Genomic DNA, 20,682 nt, shown 5'->3' on the forward strand with positions numbered 1-20,682 from the left:
CCATGCTGAGCAAAGATCTTGAAGTAACGCTGAATACGGCCTTCAAAAATGCCCGTGACAAGCGTCATGAATTCATGACGGTCGAGCATTTGCTGTTGGCCCTGCTCGAAAACGATTCGGCGGTGGCTGTCCTGAAAGCCTGTGGCGCTGACCTGGACGGCCTCGAAGAAGAACTGACCGAATTTGTCGATTCCACCACACCGCTGATCCCCACAGGTGATCAAGAGCGCGAGACCCAGCCCACGCTTGGCTTCCAGCGGGTGCTTCAGCGCGCCGTTTTCCACGTGCAGTCTTCCGGCAAGAAGGAAGTGACCGGGGCCAATGTCCTGGTTGCGATTTTCAGCGAGCAGGAAAGTCAGGCTGTCTACGTGCTGAAAAAACAGAACATCGCACGTATTGATGTGGTGAACTTCGTGTCTCATGGCATCTCCCGGGTGCAGGGTGGTGAAGACCAGGAAGGCATGGACTCCGCCGCCCAGGAGGAAGCCGGGGAGGAAGGCGCTCAGTCGCGTCCGCTGGAAAACTTTGCGACCAACCTGAACGAACAGGCGCGTCAGGGCCGTATAGACCCGCTCATCGGGCGTGAACATGAGGTGGAGCGCGTTGTGCAGATCCTCGCGCGCCGCCGCAAGAACAATCCGTTGCTGGTTGGTGAGGCCGGTGTCGGCAAGACCGCCATCGCCGAAGGCCTGGCCAAGCGCATCGTGGACGGCCAGGTGCCGGACGTGATTTCGGATGCCGTGGTCTATTCCCTGGATATGGGCGCGCTGCTGGCGGGTACCAAATACCGTGGCGATTTCGAAAAGCGGCTGAAGGGACTGCTCAGCGACCTCAAGAAGGAAAACCACGCGATCCTGTTCATCGACGAGATTCACACCATCATCGGGGCCGGCTCGGCATCCGGTGGAGTTATGGATGCCTCGAACCTGCTCAAGCCGATGCTGGGTTCCGGTGAATTGCGTTGCATTGGTTCGACCACCTTCCAGGAATTCCGGGGCATTTTCGAGAAGGACAGCGCGTTGGCCCGTCGTTTCCAGAAAATCGATGTGAACGAGCCCAGTGTGGAGGATACCTTCCAGATCCTGATGGGGCTCAAGCCCAGCTTCGAGAAACACCACGATCTGGAATACACCGATCGGGCGATGCGCGTGGCCGCCGAGCTGGCGGACCGTTACATCACGGATCGCCACTTGCCGGACAAGGCCATCGATGTCATTGACGAGGCGGGTGCCCGTCAGCGGCTGCAGCCGGAAGACCGTCGCACCCGCACCATTGATGTGCCGGAAATCGAGGATGTGGTCGCCAATATCGCCCGCATTCCGCCGAAGAGTGTGTCGACCAGCGACAAGGACCTGCTGCGCAATCTGGAGCGGGATCTCAAGATGGTGGTGTTTGGCCAGGATCCGGCGATCGAGTCCCTGTCCACGGCCATCAAGCTGGCCCGCGCCGGCCTGAAATCGCCGGAAAAACCTGAAGGTGCTTTCCTGTTCGCCGGTCCGACCGGTGTGGGTAAAACCGAAGTCACCAAACAGCTGGCCAAAGTGCTGGGTATCGATCTGGTGCGCTTCGATATGTCCGAATACATGGAGCGCCACACGGTCTCACGGCTGATTGGTGCGCCCCCGGGTTACGTTGGCTATGACCAGGGCGGTCTGCTGACGGAGGCGGTCAACAAGCAGCCGCACTGCGTGCTGCTGCTGGACGAGATCGAGAAGGCGCATCCGGAAGTGTTCAACCTGCTGCTGCAGGTAATGGACCACGGTACGCTGACCGACAACAACGGCCGCAAGGCGGATTTCCGTCATGTGATTCTGGTGATGACCACCAACGCCGGCGCCGAGAGCATGGCGCGCCGGTCCATTGGTTTCAGCGAACAGGACCACAGCACGGATGGCATGGAGGTGATCAACAAGACCTTTACGCCGGAATTCCGCAACCGCCTGGATGGCATCATTCAGTTCCGCGATCTGCGCAAGGACACCATCACCCATGTGGTCGACAAGTTCCTGACCGAACTTCAGGCCCAGCTGGATGAGAAGCATGTGGTGCTGCACGTGGACGAAGCCGCGAAAGGCTGGCTGGCAGAGCAGGGCTATGACGTCACCATGGGGGCAAGGCCGATGGCCCGCCTCATTCAGGACAAGATCAAGCGTCCGCTGGCGGAGCAGATTCTGTTCGGGCGCCTGTCTGAGAACGGAGGGGATGTGTTTATCCACCTCGGGGAGGACGAGCTGGTGTTCGAATACGAGGATGAGCCTGCCGAGGCCGTGTAGTCCACCGCAAGAAAAAAGCCCCGCATCAGCGGGGCTTTTTTTCAGATGTCACGCAGTCTTAACGGGCGCGGTAGACAATACGGCCCTTACTCAGGTCATAGGGGGTGAGTTCAACCTTGACCTTGTCGCCGGTCAGAATGCGGATGTAGTTCTTGCGCATCTTGCCGGAGATGTGTGCGGTAACAACGTGACCATTGGTCAGCTCTACGCGGAACATGGTATTGGGAAGGGTGTCGATGATAACGCCTTCCATTTCAATGACATCTGACTTCGCCATTCAGTAGAAACCTCGCTTGGAATACTCTTCGGTGATTTGAAATTGGGCAATTCTGCCTGAAATCCTGCCATATGGCAAAATTCAGCCAAGATCCATCTTTCGCCAGTGGCCGTCACGGAGGGCCTCAATCGGGCGAAAACGGGTTTTGTAGTTCATTTTCCGGCACTCACGTATCCAGTAGCCCAGATACAGGTGCGGCAGGCCCCGCCGCCTGGCTTCCTCAATCTGCCACAGAATGGCAAAGGTGCCGAGACTGCGGCTTTCCAGTTCCGGCGCGAACACGGTGTAGATGGCCGACAGGCCGTCATCCAGAAAATCCACAGCGGCCAGCCCCACCAGTTCGTCATCCAGTGTCATTTCCACGAACCAGGAGTCCGTGGCGCCGTCCACCAGGAAGGAGGAAAACTGTTCCCGGGACGGCGGGTACATGTCGCCGTCGGCATGGCGCTGCTCAATGTAATGGGCATAAAGCCGGTAGTAGCGTTCGTCAAAGGTCGCCGGAACCAGCCGGCAGACCAGATCGCTGTTCCTGCGCATTACCCGGCGCTGGTTGCGGTCCGGCTCGAACTCCTCGACCCTCAGGCGCACCGGCACGCAGGCATTACAGTTTTCGCAGTGCGGTCGATAGTAATGGGACCCGCTTCGCCGGAAGCCGAGTGTGGTCAGTTGACTGTACAGTTTCCGGTCCACGTGCGCCCGGGGGTCCACAAACATGGTGGTTGCCTCCCGGTCGGGCAGATAGCTGCATTCGTGGCTTGGGGTCGCAAAGAACACCAGCGTTCTGAGGTTGCTCATTTACACCTCTTGGCCAGGCCATTGCCAGGTAAAGTTCCATCCGGACCGTTCCGGTTCTTGATCAACGCTTGCCCTGAGTATAGATAAAAACTCCGATCGGGGGATGCTTCTCGCGCCCATGCTCAACAGGTGTCCACTTTCCACCTGGCAGTCCATCAGACGGTAGCCCCACTGTGCCAACTGGTGCATCAGATGGACCAGAATCGTTTTCGAGGCATTGGTCTCGAGGGAAAACATGGACTCGCCGAAGAAGCACCGGCCGATGGCCACGCCGTACAGCCCGCCGGCCAGTTCACCATTCCGGTTCCAGGCTTCGACGGAGTGGGCATGGCCGCGCCGGTGCAGGTCGGAGTAGGCATCCAGCATGTCGTCGGTGATCCAGGTGCCCTCGGCACGGGTATTGGCACACAGCCGTATAACCCGGGCGAAACACTGGTCGCCGGTGATCCGGAAGCGGCCCTGATTCAACGACCGTCTCAGGCTTCGGGACACATGAATGTCCTCGGGGAACAGCACGCATCTCGGGTTGGGAGACCACCAGAGAATGGGCTGGTCATCGCTGAACCACGGAAATATCCCGTTGCGGTAGGCCAGCAGCAGGCGCCGGGGTGACAGGTCACCGCCGAGCGCCAGCAGGCCGTCAGGATCTTCCAGCGCTTCTTCTGCCGGGGGAAACCAGAGCTGGTCTGAGTCCAGCCAGAGCAGCGAGGTCATGGCGTTCCCTGCAGGTCAGTCCTGCTGATCGAGGTATTTCTCGGCATCCAGGGCAGCCATGCAGCCGAAGCCGGCGGATGTGACCGCCTGACGATACACGTGGTCGGCCACGTCGCCAGCGGCGAACACGCCCGGGATGCTGGTCTGGGTGGCCATGCCCTCCAGGCCGGAGCGGATCCGGATGTAGCCGTTGTTCATGTCCAGTTGCCCGGCGAACAGATCGGTGTTCGGTTTGTGGCCGATGGCGATGAATACGCCGGCCAGTTCCAGTTCCCGGGTGCTGTCGTCCACAGTGCTGCGGATGCGCATGCCGGTCACGCCGGTACCATCGCCCAGTACCTCGTCCAGAGTGTGGTCCCAGATAATGCGGACATTGCCGTTTTCGGCCTTTTCAAACAGCTTGTCCTGCAGGATCTTTTCCGCCCGCAGGCTGTCGCGGCGGTGTACCAGGGTGACTTCGTCGGCAATGTTCGACAGATACAGGGCTTCTTCAACCGCGGTGTTGCCGCCGCCGATCACGGCCACTTTCTGCTTGCGGTAGAAGAAACCGTCGCAGGTGGCACAGGCGGAGACGCCCTGACCCTTGAATTTTTCCTCGGATTCCAGGCCCAGGTACATGGCGGAAGCGCCAGTGGAGATGATCAGGGCGTCGCAGGTATACTCGCCGCTGTCGCCTTTGAGACGGAACGGACGGTTCTGCAGATCGGCCTCGTTGATGGTGTCATAGACCACCCGGGTGTCGAACCGTTCTGCGTGCTTCTGCATACGCTGCATCAGTTCCGGACCCTGCACGCCATCGTTGTCGCCCGGCCAGTTGTCGACATCGGTGGTGGTGGTCAGTTGGCCGCCAACCTCAATGCCGGTAATGAGCGTGGGATCGAGGTTTGCGCGGGCGGCGTAAACCGCGGCAGTGTAGCCGGCAGGGCCGGAGCCCAGGATGATCAGTCGGTGGTGTTGCGTTTCGCTCATTGGTGTCTCCAGTTCGGAAAATGGTGGAAGGCTATCACGAATGGCCCGGGCTGCCATTCGTTTCAGCTAATTCGGTTTATAGCTCTTTGCTATGCGGCCACTGACGTTTTATTCAAGTACCGAAACGGTGGTCAGCAGTTGCCGGACTCGCTCGCGGCTTTTACCGGCCTCGCCCTGTTCCAGGCGATGCTCGGCGACCGCGGGGAAAACGGCCTGAACGTCGTCAGGCAGGACGTGGTTGCGCCCGGCCATCAAGGCCCAGGCACGGGCGGCTCGCAGCAGTCCCAGCCCTGCACGGGGCGAGAGCCCGTACATCAGCCCCGGCATGCGGCGGCTGTGTTCCAGCAGGCGCTGCACGTAATCCAGAAGGGCCGGGCTGGTGGATACAGACTGCACGGCCTGTTGCATGGCGTGCAGTTGCTCCTGGGGCAGCAGGGCCTGGAGATTGTCGGTCAGGGCGCGGCGGTCCTCGCCCTCGAGCAGTTGGCGTTCGGCCCTGGGATCGGGGTAACCCAGATGCAGGCGCATCAGGAATCGATCAAGCTGGGATTCCGGCAGCGGGAAGGTGCCGCCCTGGTCCAGGGGGTTCTGGGTGGCAATCACGAAAAAGGGCTCCGGCAGGGGCCGGGTTTTACCCTCGATGGACACCTGCCGCTCCTCCATGGCCTCGAGCAACGCACTCTGGGTGCGCGGTGAGGCGCGATTGATCTCATCGGCCAGCACCACCTGCGCGAAGATCGGGCCGGGGTGAAAAACCAGGCCATTAGCCTGGCGGTCGTACATGGCATAACCCAGCACGTCCGCCGGCAGCAGGTCATTGGTGAACTGGATGCGCTGGTAGCTCAGCCCCATGATCCGGGCGAGGGCGTGGGACAGGGTTGTCTTGCCCATGCCGGGAATGTCTTCAATCAGCAGGTGTCCGCCGGCCAGAAGCCCGCAGACGGCCAGCCGTACCTGCGGCTCCTTGCCCAGAAGGATTCCGTTAAGTGCCTGAACAATGTGATCAATATTCTGCTTCATGTCTGGTTCAGTCCCGTACCCGTTTGACAAGGTCCTGGTAGGCATCAATGCGCCGGTCTCGGAGGTACGGCCAGATCCGGCGTACGGATTCCGAGCGCTGGCGGTCGATGCGCGCGTGCAGGATCGTCTCCCCGGCGTCATCGGCACGAGCCAGGAATTCCCCCTGGGGGCCACAAATGAAGCTGTTGCCCCAGAAGCGGATGCCGTCGGTCTGGCCGCTTGGATCTGGTTCCACGCCGACCCGGTTCGGCGCGACCACCGGCAGGTTGTTGGCAACGGCGTGCCCGCGCTGGACCGTGATCCAGGCATCGAGCTGGCGGGCCTGCTCCTGCGGGTCGTCGGTGACATCCCAGCCAATGGCGGTGGGGTAGATCAGCAGTTCGGCGCCAGCCAGTGTCATCAGTCGCGCGGCTTCCGGATACCATTGATCCCAGCAGACCAGCACGCCCAGTTTTCCGAGGGATGTATTGATCGGGGTGAAGCCGTTTTCACCGGTGTTGAAGACCGCATCGCCCGGTGTGAAATAGAACTTCTCGTAGAAGCCGGGGTCGTCGGGGATATGCATTTTCCGGTAAAGACCCGCAAGGCTGCCGTCTGTGTCCATGACCACGGCGGTATTGTGGTAGACGCCGTTCATGCGGCGCTCGAACACCGAACCGACCAGTACGATGCCCAGTTCCCGGGCCAGAGCTGACAGGCGTTCGGTGGTCGGGCCGGGTATCGGTTCGGCCAGCTCGAAAACGGAGGTGTCCTCGGTCTGGCAGAAATACAGGGTGGCGTGCAGTTCCTGCAACACGACCAGGTTGGCGCCGTCCGCTACGGCCTGGCGGACCAGGCGCTCGGTGGTGGCCAGGCTGGTGTCTTTATCCGCGCTGCAGTGTTGCTGGATGGCGGCAACCTGGAAGGTATCGGGTGCCTGTTTCATAGTTCGATTACTCCTGCCGGAAGCTGCATGGTCACACAGTGCAGGCTGCCGTGTTGCTCGATCAGTGGCCGGCAGGAAACCGGGATGATTTCGCGCTCCGGAAACAGCCCGGAGAGCACCCGTATTGCCTCTTCGTCCTGCGGTACGTCATAAACCGGCAGCAGAACGGCGCCATTGATGATCAGAAAGTTGGCGTAGGTGGCGGGCAGGCGCTGGCCGTCATCATCATGGATGGCGTCGGGCCAGGGCAGTTCGGTGAGGCGATAGGGCGCGCCGTTTACCTGACGGAACGCCTGGAGTTCGTCTTTCATGGCAGCCAGTGCGCCGAAATGTTCGTCGTCCGGGTCGTGGCAGGCCACATGGCAGATGTGGTCCGGGGCGCAAAAGCGCGCCAGGGTATCGATATGGCTGTCGGTGTCGTCGCCGGCCAGATAGCCGTGGTCCAGCCACAGCACCCGGTCGGCTCCGAGCCATTCGGACAGGTGCTGTTCAATTGCGGCCCGGTCCATGGCGGGGTTGCGTTCCGGGTTCAGCAGGCATTCGCTGGTGGTCAGCAATGTGCCCTGGCCATCGCTTTCAATTGAGCCGCCCTCGAGCACGAAATCCACGGCCTGCACGGAGAGCTTTCCGAACACGCCAGCGCCCGCCAGGTGGCTGTTCAGGGCGTTGTCTTTTTCCCAGGAAAACTTGTTGCCCCAGGCGTTGAACCGGAAATCCAGCAGGCGAACGCCCTCGGCTGTGTCCACACAAAGGGGGCCATGGTCCCGGGCCCAGGTGTCATTAGCGGGCGCGGGAACGGCAACGACCCGGCCCGGCAGTCCCCGGGTTTCGGCAAAGTTGTTCAGTTCCCGTTCCAACTGCTGCAGGCGGGCAACAAATTCGCAGCTAATCAGCAGGTTTTCAAACCGGAGAATGGCCTGTGCAATATCCAGGAATACGGGTTCAACGTCGTCCATCACGCTGGCCCAATCGGTGCCGGGGTGTGGCCAGGTCAGCATGACGGCGCTCTGCGGCGCCCATTCCGCAGGGAGTCTTGGTCTGGATATCACTGTCTAAAACACCTTGATTGGCAAAATGGCCATTCTATATGACCGCCCAGACAACGTCAGCAGGCGCACCGCCTGAGATCATGCTACCGGCCTACCGGCTCGGGCGGATGACCGTATGCAATACCCGGTTGCCCTCGAAGTAGACAATAAACCCGGCATAGTGCCACTGGGTGATCGGTGGCTGGCCAACCGGGCCGCGGATGTCTGTCGGTTCGCCCCAGCGCTCGCGTACGCTCGCCTGGGTCACGCCATTGTTGGGTACCTCAATCTGGTTCTGTTTACCCTGAGTACCTACCGGCACGACGATCTGCTCGGCGGCCAGTGGGGCAGAGGCGAGGGCGGTCAGGGCGAAGGCCAGGGTAGTGGCCAGCAGATTGGGTTTGTTGTTCATGGTGCTCTCCATTAATAGCGGTTGTGTGCGGGAGTCCCTGGCACATAAACAAAGCGTAATGCCTGAGCCTGAAAAATGTAATTCAGCCTGGATCGTGACAAAAAACGCCGGATTGCGGAAGTCTATCGGTTCTGGCGCTGGCGTACCTGCCACCGCATCACATGACGGGCAATCTGCTGCCGGTCACTGTCACTGATTCGTGTAAAGACCGTGCAGACGCGGGTCTGGCCCTGGTCGTTGGTGTCGGTTTCGAAGACTTCGGCCATGGCCCTGGGCTGGTAGAGCTCCGGGGGCAGGGTCATGCGCAGCGCCAGACGATCGCCGGGATGCCAGACCGGCGTCGGGGTAACAAAGCACAGGCTGCCTTCGCTGAGGCTGACGTCCTGCCAGTCTTCCGGTTGCAAGGGATTTTGTTCAAAGGTGATAATGCGCTCGAGCGTGTCGAGCTTGCTGTTCAGGGACTTGATCAGCCCAGCCAGTTGCCGGTCACGTTCGGCCAGTGTGGTCAGGTGAGTTTTGACGTCCTGATCCAGGCGCCGGAATTCCGCCTTGAGTTCTTCCAGCGGCGAATCAATAAAGGGGTCGGCCCCGTCGTCGCTGTCCACCCTGCGGAGTTCCAGGCCAATATGATCCTCGATCCGGAAGTATTCCCGGCGGTCCTGAGGGGTGTCGGGTGTTGTGTGACGGTGGTCTTCGCCTGTCATCCTGTCTCCGGGCGGCTGATTTTCACTGGATAGAGCACAGTTTAGCAGTTTCCACTCATATCAGACCTGAAGGTAGTAACGGCACCTCCCATTATGTTCAGACCCCTATCCTTCTACATCGGGCTGCGATACACCGCCGCCAAAAGGCGCAATCACTTCATCTCGTTCATATCCCTGACGTCCATGATCGGGCTGACCCTGGGTGTGGCCGTCCTGATAATCGTGCTGTCCGTGATGAATGGCTTTGACCGGGAGCTCAAACAGCGCATTCTCGGTATGGTGCCTCACGCGATCATCCAGGGTGCCAACGGACCGCTGGAAAACTGGCAGAACGTTGACGACCGGGTCGAGGAAAATCCCAGGGTGCTGGCGGCTGCGCCGTTCATCCGGGGCCAGGGCATGGTGACCGGTGGCGGCAATGTCCGGGGTGTGATGCTCAACGGCGTCCTGCCGGAGCAGGAGAAAACCGTCTCGATTATCGAAGACCATTTTGAGGAAGGCTCGCTGGAGGCGTTACGCCCCGGCGAATTCGGCATCATCATTGGCCGGCTGATGGCCAACAGTCTGGGGCTGGCGGTCGGTGACCGGCTTACCGTGGTGATGCCGGAAGCGTCCGTAACCCCGGCGGGCGTCCTGCCCAGGCTCAAGCGCTTCACGGTCAAAGGGATTTTCAGCGTCGGTGCTGAACTGGATGGCAATTACGCACTGATTCATATGGATGACGCGGCCCGTCTGATGCGCACCGGAGGCAAGGCCGAGGGCGTTCGACTGCTGGTGGATGACCTGTTCGCCGCGCCCAAGGTGGTCAATGACGTGGCCCGGGAACTGGGCGGGCGTTTCTACGTCTCGGACTGGACCCGTACCCACGGCAATCTGTTCCAGGCCATTCGCATGGAGAAAACGATGATTGGCCTGCTGCTGATGTTCATCGTGGCGGTCGCCGCCTTCAACATTGTTTCAACCCTGGTGATGGTGGTCACCGACAAGACACCGGATATCGCCATCCTCCGGACCATGGGGGCCACCCCCGGCCGGATCATGCGGATTTTCATCATCCAGGGGGCGGTAATTGGCATCTTTGGCACGCTGGTGGGCACCACCCTCGGGGTTCTGGGTGCCCTGAACATCAGTGACATCATTGCCTGGGTCGAGAAACTGCTGGGGCGCCAGTTCCTCAGTGCCGATGTCTATTTCATCAGCTACCTGCCCTCCCAGTTGCAGTGGCCGGACGTGATGATTATCAGCGGCGCTGGCCTGGCCATGAGCCTGCTGGCAACCATCTACCCGGCCTGGCGGGCATCGCGGATCGAGCCGGCGGAGGCATTGCGTTATGAGTGATCGGAAAAACGGCGGCCCGACACGGGTGATTGACTGCCAGAAGGTAACCCGGACTTACAGCGAGGGCCCGGAGAAACTGACCATCTTCTCCGATATTTCCCTGCAGGTGGAGCCCGGGGAAACCCTGGCAATTGTCGGCAGCAGCGGGGCCGGTAAAACCACGCTGCTGAACCTGCTGGGTGGCCTGGACCGGCCATCCTCCGGCAGTATCCGCATCTGTGATCAGGATATTCACCGGCTGTCGGAAGCCGGTCGAGCCCGGTTTCGTAACCGGCATCTGGGCTTTGTCTACCAGTTTCATCACCTGCTGCCGGAGTTTTCCGGTCTGGAGAACGTGATGCTGCCGTGCGTGCTGGGCGGTCTGTCACCACGGCAGGCCAGCCGCAAGGCGGAAGCCCTGCTGAAGCGGGTGGGGCTGGGTGAGCGCCTGGCTCACAAACCCGGTGAACTGTCCGGAGGTGAGCGTCAGCGTGTTGCCATTGCCCGGGCGCTGGTGAATGAGCCGGACTGTGTGTTGATGGACGAGCCCACTGGTAATCTGGATGAGAACACCGGTGAAGGGATTCGCGCTCTGATCGAGGACCTTCGGGATAACTTCGGAACGGCCTTCATCATGGTGACCCACGATATGGGCATGGCCCGGAGTCTGGGCCGGGTGCTGCGCCTGGAACAGGGGCGGCTGGTTCAGGAAGCGTGAGTGCTCGCGCTGGCCTGCTTTAACCGGTGCTTGCGCCGCTCGCGCCAGTCGGTGCGGATTTTCCGGCGCCACAGGTACTGTATGCCAAGGTAAGCCACGCAGGCGCTGATGGTCGCGACGATCAGTGAACCCAGGTAAAGCGGAATGCCGATGTCGACCAGGCGTTCGCTGATCCAGCCCCATGACAGCTCGAAGTCGAACGCCAGTACCGGACGATTGAGTATCCAGGCGCCGATTTTGTAATTGAAGTAGAACATGGGCGGCATGGTCAGCGGGTTGCTGATCCAGACCAGGGCCACAGAAAGCGGCAGGTTGGCATTGAACCAGATGGCAAAGAAGGCGGCGGCCACCATCTGGAATGGCATGGGTATGAAGCAGAACCAGATACCCACCAGAAATGACCGGGCAACGGAATGCCGGTTGATGTGCCAGAGGTTGGGTTCATGAAGGAAGTCGCCGAGGAAGCGCAGCGAGCGGATCGACTGCACTTTTTCCGGTGTCGGCAAATACCGCTTCATGAACTTCTTCGGCATGGGAAGTCCGGCCTGTTAGAGAATCGTCGAAAATTGAGTGGCAACCCCGGGTTGCCGGCAGCCTTCCGGAGGACAGGGAATGTCCCGAGACGCTCGCTCCAGCACTACCCCCGAACACGCCGGGCATGGCGCGGTGCTGTCTCTCGCGTTCTGCGCTGGCGTAATCTTACTGTATCGGCTGACGCTGTGGCCACCCTGGTTCCTGCTATCCGGCATTCTGCTGTTCTCCCTTCTTTATCTTGGACTGCGATCCCGGACGCCGCTGGCCGCCTCCCTGGTGCTGATTCCGCTGGGGCTGGCCATCGGTCTGCTGTGGGCATCCTGGCAGGCCGGGGATCGTTTGCAGACACGCCTGCCCTCCGCACTCGAACAGCAGGAGCTGTCGGTTGAGGGCTATCTGTGCAGCCTGCCCAGCCCTGGCAGTTTCGACAGTCTCCGGTTCGACTTCTGTGTGACCGGCTATCCGGGGCTTGATAACCGTTTCAGGGCCACAGCTCTGCCGGACCTGCTCCGGTTGTCGTGGTATGGCCGTGACGGTCAGAGCCTGCCGGGAACCCGGCTGCGCCTCACGGTTGTATTGAAACGCCCCCACGGCCATCTGAATATTGCCGGTTTCCGCTATGAAGACTGGCTGTTTCGTCATGGCTTCCGGGCCACCGGCAGTGTCCGCGACGTGGCGCTGGCAGGGAACATCCAGTGCGGAGCCGAATGTCGTTACCGGGAATGGCATCTGGCTGTGGCTCAGTGGGTCCGCAGCGCGTTTGCCGGAGCGGAACGCTTTCCCTTGATCGCCTCACTGCTGATCGGGGATCGTGGCTTTCTCACGGATCAGCACTGGCAGACCCTGAAAGCCACCGGCACCATTCATCTGGTGGCCATCTCCGGCCTGCATCTCGGGCTGGTGGCCGTCTTGATCAGTGTGCTGGTCCGGTTATCGCTGCTTTTGTTGCCGCCTGGTGTCATCGGTCAGGGCAGGGCGAGGTCCATTGTTTTCGGCGCGATGGTCGCCGGATGTCTTTGCTACGCGTTGCTCGCCGGCTTCAGCGTGCCCACCCGGCGGGCGCTGATCATGGTGACGGTGGCCGGCTGGTCTCTGCTTCGGGCGCGTCAGGTGGGGGTATGGCGGCCCTATGTTCTGGCGCTGACGCTGGTCCTGTTTCTGGATCCCTTTGCGCCGCTGGATCAGGGCTTCTGGCTGTCGTTCGGCGCAGTGGGTGTATTGCTGACGGTCTTTGCCGGTCGGGTGCGGCCACCGGGCTGGCTGGGTGGTCTGTTGATTGCGCAGTTGGCGGTTTTTGTCGGTCTCTGGCCCTTTCTTACGGCCCAGGGGCAATCCCAGCCCATGGTGGGGTTTGTTGCCAATCTGGTGGCCATTCCCTGGGTGGCCCTGGTGGTCATGCCGCTGTTGCTGGCGGGCACTTTGCTGACACTGCTGTCTGGTGGGTTCCTGCTGCCACTGGTCCGGGACGGATTTGATGGCGCCCTGGGGCTGCTCTGGTGGTGGCTCGAAAAGGTTCAGGCCATCGCCCTGCCGGCCTTGCCGGAACTGTCGTTGCCCGTCAGTGGGCTGGCCGCCATCCTGGTGCTGCTGGTTCTGCGTTTTCCGGGAACGGCTTTCCGTACTGTCACCGCACTGGTGTTGCTGTGCTGGGGCGTTCTGTTATTTGTGATTGCGGAGGATTCGGGCAACCCGCTGGCAGCGGTTCCGGAGGTGCGGGTCTGGGATGTGGGGCAGGGGCTGTCGGTACTGGTCAGGGCCGATAACCGGGTGCTGATCTACGACACCGGGCCGGGTGTTGAAGGCGTGTACTCCGCTGTGGAGTCGGTGCTGATTCCGGGGCTCGGGGCACTGGGTATCCAGCGCGTGGATGATCTGGTGATCAGCCATGCCGATTCTGATCACGCCAGTGGCCTGGCGGCACTGGTTGAGCGTTTCCCCGTGACACGGCTGGTCAGCGGTGAGCCGGCGGCGGTTGATGAGCGGGGCCTGCTGCCCCTGCCGGTCGAGCCTTGCCCGTCCGGACGCCAGGCCTGGGGGCCGCTGGTTCTGGAATTCTGGCAGTCAGCCGGGGCGGTCTCGGGGAATGATGCCTCCTGCGTTCTGCGGATTATTCACCCGGAATCCGGCACGGATGTGCTGTTGACCGGCGACATCAGTCGTGAGGTGGAGCTTGAAATGCTTGCCGCTCCCGATGGCCCCTGGCCGGGCCTGGCGGAGGGGCCGAGAATCCTGCTGGCGCCGCACCACGGCAGCAAGACCTCCTCGTCACCGGGGTGGATCACAGCGTTACGCCCGGACCGGGTGATTTACACGGCCGGCTATCGCCATCGCTATGGCCATCCGCATCCGGACGTCACTCGCCGTTACCGGGAGCGGCAGGTGCCTGCGCTCAATACCGCCTGCTCCGGTGAAATCATCATCCGTCTGGCGCCCGGAGGGCCGGAAATTCACGAACAGCGGGCGTCTGCTCCGTTCTGGATAAGCGGTCCGGGGCTGGCCCGTGATCAATGTGGTATACCGTGACATTGCGGGTGTGGTCTGTACCGGCAGCTATGCTAAAGTAGCGCCGCTCGTTATCAATCAGGGAGATCAAGCGTGTTCGAGCTTCTTAAAGCCGGTGGCATCCTGATGGTGCCGATTGTTGCCTGTTCGGTGATTGCCCTTGCGATCATCATGGAACGGTTCTGGTCCCTGCGGGTGTCCAGAGTGGCGCCGACCCAGTCCATCAATGAGCTCTGGCGCTGGATCAAGAAGAAGGAGCTTAACGGCCGGAAACTCAAGGCGCTGCAGAGCTCCTCGCCCCTGGGCCGCATCCTTGCCGGTGGGCTGATGAACGCCAAGCACGGCCGCGACATCATGAAGGAAAGCATTGAACATGAAGCCGCTCAGGTTATCCATGATCTCGAGCGTTTCCTCAATCCTCTGGGGACCATTGCCACCATCACCCCATTGCTGGGCCTTCTGGGTACCGTGATCGGCATGATCAAGGTGTTCGCGGAGATCCAGCTGGCCGGTGTCGGCAATGCCGGCAACCTCGCCGGAGGCATCTCCGAGGCCCTGATCACCACAGCTGCCGGCCTGAGTGTCGCCATCCCGACCCTGATCTGCCACCGTTATTTCATCCGCCGTGTCGATCAACTGGTGGTGAACATGGAGCAGGAAGCCATCAAGCTGGTGGAAGTGGTGCACGGTGACCGCGAGATCGACGTGGAAGGAGCCTGAGGGTCGTGAAATTCAAGCGTCAGAGAAGTCAGGAGGTCGGCGTCGACCTGACACCGCTGATTGATGTGGTGTTCCTGCTGCTGATCTTTTTCATGGTGTCCACTACCTTTACCCGCGAGAGTCATCTGCAGGTTGAACTGCCCCAGGCCAGCGGTGAGCCGGTGGCACCGGAAGAGGTGGAACAGATCGACGTGGTGATCAACGCCGAGGGTCAGTACATCCTCAATGACCGGACGCTGGTGAACAATCGTCGTGAAACCCTCGAAAAGGGCGTCAGTGAGCTGGCCCAGGGCGACAGCAGCCTGCCGTTCATCATCACTGCCGACGCCCGCACGCCCCATGAATACGTGGTCCGGGCGATGGACGTTGCCGGTCGCCTGGGCTTTGCCAAACTCAGTATCACCACAGAGCGGGAGGCCGATAATCCGTGACTGACTCCCGATCGGAGCCCCCCATGACGAGACCGGCCACGGGCTGGGAAACCTACAAACGCCTGCTCGCCTATGTGAAGCCATTCTGGCTGGCTTTTGTTTTCGCCGTGATCGGCAACGTGATCTATGCCGGTGCCTCCACCGGCATGGCGGCGGCCATGGAATACGTCATTGCCGCCATCGAGAATCCCACGGATGAGAACCGGGTCATGCTGACCGGGCTTATCGTCGGCGTGTTTGCCATGCGCGGGCTGGGGACCTTTTTCAGTCAGTACTTCATTAGCTACGTCGGGCGCAATGTTATCAATGCCCTGCGCAACGACGTGTTTGACCGCCTGATGAAACTGCCCTCCCGTTACTTCGATGACAACGCCTCCGGGCGGCTGGTGTCGAAGCTGACCTACAATGTCGAGCAGGTGGCCGAGGCCACCACCAACGCGGTGACCATCACCCTTCGGGAAGGGCTGACCATCCTGGGCCTGCTGGGCTTCATGATTTACACCAACTGGAAGCTGACCCTGGTGTTCCTGACTGTCGGCCCGATCATCGGGCTGGTGGTGAACTACGCCAGCAAGCGTTTTCGCCGGATCAGCAAGCGCATCCAGGGCTCCATGGGCGACATTACCCATGTGGCGTCCGAATCCATCTCCGGTTACCGCGTGGTCCGCACCTTTGGTGGTGAGGATTACGAACGGGACCGCTTCCGGGATGTCAGCAACCGCAATCTCAGGCAGAGCCTGAAAATGGCATCGACCCAGGCGATCAGCGTGCCGGTCATTCAGGTGCTGGTGGCGATCGCCATCGCAGCTCTGGTCTGGACCATGCTGTCGCCGGAGATCCGGGGTGAGATGACCACCGGCCAGCTGGTTGCCTTCATCACGGCGGCGACCACCATGGCCAAGCCCATCCGCCAGACCACCTCGGTTCACGCCAAGATCCAGAAAGGGCTGGCGGCGGCCTACGATGTCTTTGAAACCATGGACGAAGAGCCGGAGCAGGACACCGGTACCTGGGCGCCAGCCCGCGTCGACGGCGGTATCGAGTTCGATAATGTGGCGTTCCGCTACCGGGATCAGCTGGACGATGTGCTCAAGGAGATCAACCTGAGCATTGAGCCGGGGCAGGGCGTGGCCCTGGTCGGGCGCTCGGGTAGCGGCAAGTCCACCCTGGTCAGCCTGTTGCCCCGTTTTTACGAATACACCGGCGGTGACATCCGCATCGACGGCCACTCGCTCAAGGATTTCTCACTGCGGGCGCTCAGGGCCCAGATTGCCCTGGTGAACCAGAACGTGGTGCTGTTCAACGACACGGTTGCCGCCAACATCGCCTACGGCGCCCTGCGGGACTGCACTCGCGAGGAGATCCGGGAGGCGGCGGAAAAGGCCCATGCCCTGGAATTCATCGATCGCATGCCCGAAGGCATGGACACCCTGATTGGTGATAACGGCGTGATGTTGTCCGGTGGCCAGCGCCAGCGTCTGGCCATCGCCCGGGCCATTCTCAAGGATGCGCCTATCCTCATTCTGGATGAGGCCACCTCGGCGCTCGATACCGAATCTGAACGCCATATCCAGGAAGCACTGGATACGGTCATGGAAGGGCGGACAACCCTGGTGATTGCCCACCGTCTGTCTACCATCGAAAAGGCGGACCGCATTCTGGTGATGGATAATGGCCAGATTGTTGAATCCGGTTCCCACGAAGACCTGCTGGCAGCGGGTGGCGCCTACGCCCAGTTGCATCAGGTTCAGTTCAGTGAGCAGGCATGAGTACCGATCTGGTTGACCGTCTCTGGTATGGCCAGCGCCGCCCGCTGGCGCTGCTGACGCCGCTGGCATGGCTGTATCGGGCTGTTTCCGGTGCCCGCCGCCGCAAAGCCTGGCAGGCGCGTAACGAGTCTCTGCCGGTCCCGGTGGTGGTGGTGGGGAATATCACAGCCGGAGGTACCGGTAAATCGCCCCTGACGGCCCGGCTGGTCCAGCGGATGCGGGACGGCGGCTGGCGCCCGGTCATTCTCAGCCGGGGCTATGGCGGAACCAGCGAACAGTATCCGATTGAGGTCAGTGAGGGCACGCCGGCTGGCATCTGTGGCGACGAACCCCTGATGCTGGCACTGGCAACCGGTTGCCCGGTCGTGGTCGATCCCGATCGCTGCCGGGGTGCCCACCATGCCATCGAAAACGACCTGGGCGATGTCCTGATCTGCGATGACGGGCTGCAGCATTACCGGCTTCCGCGGGATATTGAACTGGCGGTGTTTGATGCCGGCCGGGGTATCGGTAACGGCGCCATGATTCCTGTTGGCCCCCTGCGGGAGCCCGTTGAACGCCTGTCTGGCGTGGATTTTGTGATCCTTAACGGCGCGGCGTTCCCGGAAAACGGCGAGCGCCTGTTCGACTTTGCCGGGGTGGAGCATCCGGACATCCACGCCATGGCCCTGAAACCGTCGTCCCTGGTCAACCTGAATTCCGGCGAGACGCTGGCCCCGGAGGCTCTCCAGAACAGGCCGGTGCGCGCCATTGCCGGTATCGGCAACCCCGCCCGCTTCTTTGACACCTTGCGGGGCCTTGGCGCCCGGGTGACGGAGCAGCCGTTTCCGGATCACCACCATTTCCGTCCCGAGGACCTTGGGTTCAATGCCGGTGACTGGCTGGTGATGACCGCCAAAGATGCGGTTAAATGCCGTGGCTTTGCGCCGGATAATACCTGGGTATTGACGGTGGAGGCCTGCCTGTCGGAACCTTTTGAACAGCGTTTTATGGACCGGCTCGAGGCCTGCTCGAGCCCGTTGCGGGAACATCATACAGAGAGAACGAACGATGGATAAGAAACTCCTGGCGCTGCTGGCCTGCCCGGTGTGCAAGGGCGAACTCAAGCTCAACGACGCCCGTACCGAACTGATCTGTTATCAGGATGCCATGGCCTTTCCGATCCGTGAGGGCATTCCCGTGATGCTGGCCAACGAAGCCAGAACGCTGGACACGGACGAACGCCTACACAAGCAATAAGCCACCCACAGGTTCTGATATGTCCTTTACCGTTGTCATACCTGCCCGCTACGCCTCCAGTCGTCTGCCGGGCAAGCCGCTGGCCATGATTGCCGGCAAGCCGATGATCCAGCACGTTTGTGAACGGGCGGGTGAAAGCCGGGCGGACCGGGTCGTGGTGGCGACCGACGATGCCCGCATCGAAGAAGCCTGTCGTGCCTTTGGCGCCGAGGTGGTGATGACCTCGGCCAATCATGCCAGTGGCACGGATCGCCTGGAAGAAGTGGCCAGAAAGCTCCAGCTCGAGCCCGATCACCGGGTGGTGAACGTCCAGGGGGACGAGCCCCTGATCCCGCCGGCTCTGATCAACCAGGTGGCCGACAATCTGGAGCAGTACCCCGAAGCCGCCATCGCGACCCTGTGTGAGCGCCTGCACGACATCCGTCAGGTGTTCAATCCCAACGTCGTCAAGGTGACCTTTGATACCCGGGGCATGGCGCATTATTTCAGCCGGGCGCCGATTCCCTGGGCGCGGGACCTGTGGCAGCCGGGCGTGGCACCGGCGGACCTGGAGCTGCCTAAGGACATCGGCTATTTCCGGCACATCGGTATCTATGGCTACCGCACCCGGGTGCTGACTGACTTTGTCAGCTGGCTGCCGGCCCCCACGGAGAAGGTGGAAGCCCTGGAACAGCTGCGGGCCCTCTACAACGGCGCCGTGATTCATGTTGATATTGCGGACCGTCCGCCGGCTCCCGGTGTCGACACCGAGGAAGACCTCAACCGGCTGCGGGCCCTGATGGAAAAGGGAGGATCCCATGTCTGATCAGATCAGTGTACTGTTTGTCTGCCTCGGCAATATCTGCCGTTCGCCCAGTGCCGAGGGGGTGTTCCGCAAACTGGCCGCCGAGCAGGGCCTTGCGGATCGGCTACACGTTGAATCCTGCGGTACCGGCAACTGGCATGTGGGCTCGGCGCCGGACCCGCGGGCCAGCTCGGCTGCCGCCGAGCGCGGTGTGGATCTGTCCGGCTTGCGGGCGCGCCAGTTGAAGGTCGAGGACCTGGACTGTTTTGACTATGTGCTGACCATGGATCGTGCCAACCAGGCCGATGTCCGGGAAATCTGGCACCAGAACGGAGGCACCGAACCGAAACTGTTCCTGGAGTACGGTCATTCCGGCCGTGCCGAAGTGCCAGATCCGTATTATGGCGGTGATGACGGGTTCGACCAGGTGCTGGATCTGATCGAGGAGGCCAGTGCCGGCCTGCTGGATGATATCCGGAGCCGACTGGCTTGAAGCCGCCGGTGAACCTGCAGGAGCAGGTAAGCCTTGGTCCTCTCAACACCCTGGCTGTGGATGCCAGAGCCCGCTACTTTCTGGACGTCAAAGCCGTTGGCGAGCTTGAACAGGCCCTGGCCTGGGCCGATTCCCGCCAACTGGACGTGCTGGTACTGGGTGGTGGCAGCAACCTGGTGTTTGCCGGGGACTACGACGGCCTGGTGATTCACATGGCCCTGCGCGGGCGCCATTGGGAACAGGTGACGGACGACGGTGCGGTGCTGGTCCTGCCAGCCGGCGAGAACTGGCATGAATCGGTGCTATACGCCGCAGGGGCGGGTTACCGGGGCATTGAAAACCTGGCCCTGATTCCCGGAACGGCCGGGGCAGCGCCGGTCCAGAACATTGGCGCCTACGGTGTTGAGCTGTGTGACAGCCTCCAGTCGGTGACGGTCTGGGACCGTCGCTTTGGTCGCCAGCAGACGCTGGATCGTGACCGTTGTGGTTTTGGCTATCGTGACAGCCTGTTCAAGCATGAGCCCGGGCGCTACATCATTCTGGACATACGCCTGCGCCTGTCCCGCCATGCCCCGTTCTCCCTGGGGTACGGGGATCTGAATGAGTACCTCGCCGATAGCGATCCGGCCAATCTGACACCACTGGCAGTGGCCCGGGCGGTGATGGCGGTGCGGCACCGGAAGCTGCCGGACCCGTCAGTGCTGCCCAACGCCGGCAGTTTCTTCAAAAACCCCATTGTCACCGAAGAGCAGTTCCAGAGCCTGCAGGCCCGGCATCCCGATCTGGTGTCCTATCCGGTTGAGGGGGGCGTCAAACTGGCTGCCGGCTGGTTGATCGACCAGGCCGGGTGGAAAGGTTTCCGTAACGAACGGGTAGGGGTCCACAATCGCCAGGCTCTGGTGCTGATCAACCATTCGCAGGGTTCCGGGGCAGACGTGCTGGCCCTGGCCGAATCAATCCAGGCGTCCGTTCGGGCGATGTTTGGTGTTGAGCTGGAGATGGAGCCCGGGGTGATCGGGCTCCATTGAGGGTGACAAAGGGCCCGCAGGCGCGGGCCC

22 protein-coding genes are annotated in these 20,682 nt (G+C 61.4%); 12 read left to right on the top strand and 10 right to left on the bottom strand.

The annotated features are described in order from the left end of the window. The first annotated feature begins 2 nt into the window (after positions 1-2). The gene (gene clpA / locus HNR38_RS14700) at positions 3-2,273 is read left to right on the top strand and encodes an ATP-dependent Clp protease ATP-binding subunit ClpA (protein WP_183705656.1); all 2,271 of its coding nucleotides are present in this window, start codon (positions 3-5) and stop codon (positions 2,271-2,273) included. A 58-nt stretch (positions 2,274-2,331) separates the two neighbouring features. On the opposite strand, the gene infA is transcribed toward clpA, so the two are convergent. The 9 genes from infA to HNR38_RS14745 all read right to left on the bottom strand — a co-directional run bounded on the left by infA (position 2,332) and on the right by HNR38_RS14745 (position 9,117). Next, positions 2,332-2,550, bottom strand: coding sequence for a translation initiation factor IF-1 (gene infA, locus HNR38_RS14705; RefSeq protein WP_123633493.1), 219 nt, complete (start codon positions 2,548-2,550; stop codon positions 2,332-2,334). A gap of 81 nt (positions 2,551-2,631) precedes the next feature. Next, on the bottom strand, positions 2,632-3,345 hold the full coding sequence (locus HNR38_RS14710) for an arginyltransferase (protein ID WP_183705657.1): 714 nt from the start codon (positions 3,343-3,345) through the stop codon (positions 2,632-2,634). Continuing rightward, the gene (gene aat, locus HNR38_RS14715; protein WP_183705659.1) at positions 3,346-4,059 is read right to left on the bottom strand and encodes a leucyl/phenylalanyl-tRNA--protein transferase; all 714 of its coding nucleotides are present in this window, start codon (positions 4,057-4,059) and stop codon (positions 3,346-3,348) included. A gap of 15 nt (positions 4,060-4,074) precedes the next feature. Then, complete coding sequence (gene trxB / locus HNR38_RS14720) at positions 4,075-5,028, bottom strand: thioredoxin-disulfide reductase (protein WP_183705661.1); 954 nt, start codon at positions 5,026-5,028, stop codon at positions 4,075-4,077. Between the two features lie 108 nt (positions 5,029-5,136). Then, a complete protein-coding gene (locus tag HNR38_RS14725; RefSeq protein ID WP_183705663.1) occupies positions 5,137-6,048 on the bottom strand; it encodes an AAA family ATPase in 912 nt (303 codons plus the stop codon). Between the two features lie 7 nt (positions 6,049-6,055). Next, complete coding sequence (locus HNR38_RS14730; RefSeq protein ID WP_183705665.1) at positions 6,056-6,973, bottom strand: carbon-nitrogen hydrolase; 918 nt, start codon at positions 6,971-6,973, stop codon at positions 6,056-6,058. Next, positions 6,970-8,022: an agmatine deiminase family protein gene (locus HNR38_RS14735; RefSeq protein WP_183705667.1), complete on the bottom strand. Its 1,053-nt coding sequence runs from the start codon at positions 8,020-8,022 to the stop codon at positions 6,970-6,972. Before HNR38_RS14735 ends, HNR38_RS14730 begins: the two co-directional genes overlap by 4 nt. Positions 8,023-8,113: 91 nt before the next feature. Next, positions 8,114-8,413 carry a hypothetical protein gene (locus HNR38_RS14740; RefSeq protein ID WP_183705668.1) on the bottom strand — a complete coding sequence of 100 codons (300 nt, stop codon included), beginning with the start codon at positions 8,411-8,413 and terminating at the stop codon, positions 8,114-8,116. Between the two features lie 122 nt (positions 8,414-8,535). Beyond that, a complete protein-coding gene (locus tag HNR38_RS14745) occupies positions 8,536-9,117 on the bottom strand; it encodes a PilZ domain-containing protein (RefSeq protein WP_183705669.1) in 582 nt (193 codons plus the stop codon). A gap of 93 nt (positions 9,118-9,210) precedes the next feature. On the opposite strand from HNR38_RS14745, the gene HNR38_RS14750 reads away from it, so the two are divergent. Both HNR38_RS14750 and HNR38_RS14755 read left to right on the top strand, forming a co-directional pair. Next, positions 9,211-10,455 carry a lipoprotein-releasing ABC transporter permease subunit gene (locus HNR38_RS14750; RefSeq protein ID WP_183705670.1) on the top strand — a complete coding sequence of 415 codons (1,245 nt, stop codon included), beginning with the start codon at positions 9,211-9,213 and terminating at the stop codon, positions 10,453-10,455. Further along, positions 10,448-11,152, top strand: a complete 705-nt coding sequence (locus HNR38_RS14755) for an ABC transporter ATP-binding protein (RefSeq protein ID WP_183705671.1) — start codon at positions 10,448-10,450, stop codon at positions 11,150-11,152. Before HNR38_RS14750 ends, HNR38_RS14755 begins: the two co-directional genes overlap by 8 nt. Here the strand turns inward: HNR38_RS14755 and HNR38_RS14760 are convergent. Beyond that, positions 11,140-11,685: a DUF2062 domain-containing protein gene (locus HNR38_RS14760; protein ID WP_183705672.1), complete on the bottom strand. Its 546-nt coding sequence runs from the start codon at positions 11,683-11,685 to the stop codon at positions 11,140-11,142. The two genes, HNR38_RS14755 and HNR38_RS14760, sit on opposite strands and share 13 nt — an antisense overlap. 79 nt (positions 11,686-11,764) lie before the next feature. Here HNR38_RS14760 and HNR38_RS14765 point away from each other — a divergent pair, with 79 nt between their 5' ends. From HNR38_RS14765 to murB, 9 genes are all read left to right on the top strand, one after another. After that, positions 11,765-14,209, top strand: a complete 2,445-nt coding sequence (locus HNR38_RS14765; RefSeq protein WP_183705674.1) for a DNA internalization-related competence protein ComEC/Rec2 — start codon at positions 11,765-11,767, stop codon at positions 14,207-14,209. 72 nt (positions 14,210-14,281) lie between these two features. Beyond that, complete coding sequence (locus HNR38_RS14770) at positions 14,282-14,908, top strand: MotA/TolQ/ExbB proton channel family protein (RefSeq protein WP_183705676.1); 627 nt, start codon at positions 14,282-14,284, stop codon at positions 14,906-14,908. A gap of 5 nt (positions 14,909-14,913) precedes the next feature. Then, positions 14,914-15,339, top strand: coding sequence for a biopolymer transporter ExbD (locus HNR38_RS14775; RefSeq protein ID WP_183705678.1), 426 nt, complete (start codon positions 14,914-14,916; stop codon positions 15,337-15,339). A gap of 23 nt (positions 15,340-15,362) precedes the next feature. After that, on the top strand, positions 15,363-17,108 hold the full coding sequence (msbA, locus tag HNR38_RS14780) for a lipid A export permease/ATP-binding protein MsbA (RefSeq protein WP_183705679.1): 1,746 nt from the start codon (positions 15,363-15,365) through the stop codon (positions 17,106-17,108). Next, the gene (gene lpxK / locus HNR38_RS14785) at positions 17,105-18,166 is read left to right on the top strand and encodes a tetraacyldisaccharide 4'-kinase (RefSeq protein WP_183705680.1); all 1,062 of its coding nucleotides are present in this window, start codon (positions 17,105-17,107) and stop codon (positions 18,164-18,166) included. Before msbA ends, lpxK begins: the two co-directional genes overlap by 4 nt. Continuing rightward, on the top strand, positions 18,159-18,347 hold the full coding sequence (locus HNR38_RS14790; protein ID WP_183705681.1) for a Trm112 family protein: 189 nt from the start codon (positions 18,159-18,161) through the stop codon (positions 18,345-18,347). The genes lpxK and HNR38_RS14790 overlap by 8 nt, the downstream gene beginning before the upstream one ends. A gap of 19 nt (positions 18,348-18,366) precedes the next feature. Then, positions 18,367-19,152, top strand: a complete 786-nt coding sequence (kdsB, locus tag HNR38_RS14795; protein WP_183705682.1) for a 3-deoxy-manno-octulosonate cytidylyltransferase — start codon at positions 18,367-18,369, stop codon at positions 19,150-19,152. Continuing rightward, positions 19,145-19,624, top strand: coding sequence for a low molecular weight protein-tyrosine-phosphatase (locus HNR38_RS14800; protein WP_183705683.1), 480 nt, complete (start codon positions 19,145-19,147; stop codon positions 19,622-19,624). The genes kdsB and HNR38_RS14800 overlap by 8 nt, the downstream gene beginning before the upstream one ends. Further along, positions 19,621-20,652 carry a UDP-N-acetylmuramate dehydrogenase gene (gene murB / locus HNR38_RS14805; protein WP_183705685.1) on the top strand — a complete coding sequence of 344 codons (1,032 nt, stop codon included), beginning with the start codon at positions 19,621-19,623 and terminating at the stop codon, positions 20,650-20,652. The genes HNR38_RS14800 and murB overlap by 4 nt, the downstream gene beginning before the upstream one ends. Positions 20,653-20,682: the final 30 nt, after the last annotated feature.

This window comes from Marinobacter oulmenensis, assembly GCF_014201735.1.
In the GTDB taxonomy this organism is placed as follows: Bacteria; Pseudomonadota; Gammaproteobacteria; order Pseudomonadales; family Oleiphilaceae; genus Marinobacter; species Marinobacter oulmenensis.